The 2925-nt window shown below is 71.6% G+C and carries 3 protein-coding genes; all 3 read right to left on the bottom strand.

Annotated features, from left to right (window positions below):
* A partial coding sequence (locus tag AB0917_RS33875; RefSeq protein ID WP_366823547.1) for a peptide MFS transporter occupies positions 1-1540 on the bottom strand: 1540 nt, incomplete at its 3' end.
* 59 nt (positions 1541-1599) lie between these two features.
* Entirely contained in the window at positions 1600-1785 is a 186-nt protein-coding gene (locus tag AB0917_RS33880) for a Trm112 family protein (protein WP_366823548.1), read from the bottom strand.
* 122 nt (positions 1786-1907) lie between these two features.
* The coding region (locus AB0917_RS33885) for an anthranilate synthase component I family protein (RefSeq protein WP_366823549.1) at positions 1908-2925 on the bottom strand (1018 nt) is incomplete at its 5' end.

Here is a 2925-nt window from a genome sequence, read left to right on the forward strand (position 1 = left end):
TCCATGAAGCGCTGCACCATCGCCTGGGTCGGCTGCAGGTCCAGCTGGGTGAGGCGCTCGCTGAAGCCGCGACGGCCACGCGCCGCCAGTTCGGCGCGCAGACCAGCGCGGCACAGCCGAGCACGGCGAAGTAGGTGCCGGGTGACCAGACCGTGCCCAACTGCACCACCTGGGAGCTGAGCGCGCTGCCCATCGCCACCGAGAGGAACCACAGGCTCATCAACTGGTTGGCGAACCGGGGCGGAGCCAGTCGGGTGGTGACGCTCAGCCCGGTGGGGCTCAGACACATCTCGGCCATGATCTGCACCAGGAACGCCACCAGCAGCCACATCGGGGAGACGCGCTCGCCGCCCGCCGCCGCCATACCGGCACCGGCCATGATCAGCGTCGCCACCCCCAGCCCGCCGAGGCCGATGGCGAACTTGGCGGCGGTGCTGGGCTGCCGGGTGCCCATCCGTATCCACAGCGCCGCGAACCCGCCCGCCAGCAGGATGCTGTAGAAGGGCCCGAGCGACTGGAACCAGCTGGTGGGGAACTCCCAGCCGAAGAGGTAGCGGTCCACGTGGTCCCGGGCGAAGAGGCTGACCAGCGAGCCGCCCTGCTCGGCGATCATCCAGAACATACTGGCCGCCAGGAAGATCCAGATGTACGCGCGCAGCCGGCTGCGGTCGACCCGGTCCAGGCCCGCCGTGCGGAACATGGTGACGAAGTAGACCAACGGAACCAGGATCGTCAGCGCCGTGATGGCCTGGATGACGCCCTTGGTGAACGACATGCCCCACAGCGCCACCAGACCCAGGCAGAGCAGCGCGACGAAGGCCACCGCCGCCGCGCAGAGCCCCAGCATCCGCCGCAGCTCGGCGGGTTCGGCGGTCCGCACCCGCTCACGGGTCTCCGCGGGCAGCCGTCGACCGCCGCGTACGCAGACGAGCAGGCCGATCAGCATGCCGACCGCCGCGGCGCCGAACCCGGCGTGCCAGTCGATCCGTTCGCCGAGGTAGCCGGTGATCAGCGGGGCGGCGAAGGCGCCGACGCTGATCCCCATGTAGAAGAGGGAGAAGCCGGCGTCGCGCCGGGAGGCGTCCCGCGCGGTGGCGTCCTGCTCCCGGTCGTAGAGCCGGCCCACCATGGTGGAGATGCTCGGCTTCAGCATGCCGGTGCCGGTGGCGACCAGCAGCAGCCCGAGGTAGGTGGCGGCGGAGCCGGCCGGCAGGGCGAGGGTGCAGTGTCCCGCGGTGATCACCACGCCGCCCCACAGCACCGCCCGGTACGAGCCCCAGAGCCGGTCGGCCAGCCAACCGCCGGGCAGGGCCAGCAGGTTGACCAGCGCGCCGTAGATGCCGAAGATCGCCGCAGCGATATGCGGGGTGAGCCCGAGCCCGCCCTGGTCCTCCGGCGCGGCGAGGAAGAGGACGAGGATCGCCCGCATGCCGTAGAAGCTGAACCGCTCCCACATCTCGACGTTCCACAGCGTGAGGAGCCCCCGTGGATGTCTGTTGCGGGTGCGCCCGTCCTTCGGCGTGGTGTCCCCCGTCGTCACGCAGTCCTCGCCCTCGCTCGCCGGTTTCGGTATCGGTGCTCGGTGCCCCGTGGCCGGTCTCAGCCGGCCGGCGTGGTTACGTCGGGTTCCTCGCTGACCAGGAGCAGCGGAATGCCGTCGACCACCCGGTAGGTGCGACCGCACTCCCCGTCCGTGCAGGTCATCGTGGTGCCCGCCGCGTCGAGGCCGAGCCGGGTCTTGCAGACGGGGCAGGCGAGGATGTCGAGCAGACGGCTTTCGATCATGAGAGATCCTTCGTGTCGTGAGGTGTCGTGAGGTGTCGTGGACGGTAGTGAGGTGTCGTGCTGTCGGAACTGAGGTGAGGGACCGTCCCTCGGGACGGGTGCCGCGGCTCCCTTGGGCCGGTTCACATCCGGTGGTGTGCCGGGACGGGAGCGGACACGTTCGGTGGGGGCCCCGCGGTGGGGGCCTCGGGCTGCGGGGCCTCGGGCGGTTCGGGTCCGGACGGCGACGCAGCGGCGAGTACGGCCCGTACGGGCGCGCGGGCCTTGAGGCGCATCTCCTCCAGCTCGGCGTGCGGATCGGAGTCCAGCACGATCGCCCCGCCCGCGCCGACGCTCCAACGGCCCCCGGTGCGGACCGCGGTGCGGATGACGATGTTCAGATCGGCACCACCGGACAGGCCGAAGTAGCCGATGGAGCCGGAGTACAGCCCGCGTGGACGGCCCTCCAGGCGGTCGATGATCTCCATGGTGCGCAACTTGGGCGCCCCGGTCATCGAGCCGCCGGGGAAGCAGGCGCGAACGCAGGTCACCGGGTCGGCCGCCGGGGCGAGCCGGCCACGGACCGTCGAGACCAACTGATGCACCGTGGCGTAGGACTCCACGTGCATCATCCGGGGCACGTGGACGCTGCCGACCTCGCAGACCCGCCCCAGGTCGTTGCGGAGCAGGTCGACGATCATCAGATTCTCGGCGCGGGCCTTGGCGTCCTCGGCGAGCGCCCGACGGGCGCGGACGTCCGCCTCGGGGTCCTTCTCCCGGGGCGCGGTGCCCTTGATGGGCTTGGACTCCACGGTGCCGCCGGGGGTGATGCGCAGGAAGCGCTCGGGAGAGGAGCAGGCGGCCTCCACCTCGCCCAGCCGCAGATACGCCCCGTACGGCGCCGGGTTGAGGCGGCGCAGCCGACTGTGGACCTCCAGGCCGTCCGGGTCGCCGGGCAGTCCCAGGGTGTCGGTGAGGCAGACCTCGTAGCTCTGCCCGGCCCGCAGCTGCGCCAGGCACTCCTGGATGTCGGCGAGATAGCGGTCCGCGCCGCGGTCGCCGGACCGGTGCAGGCCACCCTGGACGAGCGCATCCACCAGGGTGCGCTGCTGCGGGCACTGGGCGCCAGCCGCAGCCTGCTGGTCAAGGCCCGGCGCATCG

Origin of the sequence: Streptomyces sp. NPDC007346, assembly GCF_040703535.1 — a bacterium.
Lineage (GTDB): Bacteria > Actinomycetota > Actinomycetes > Streptomycetales > Streptomycetaceae > Streptomyces.

Coding starts and splice junctions, on each gene's coding strand:
- AB0917_RS33880 (WP_366823548.1), bottom strand. CDS start 1,785: ATGATCGAAAGCCGTCTGCTCGACATCCTCGCCTGCCCCGTCTGCAAG.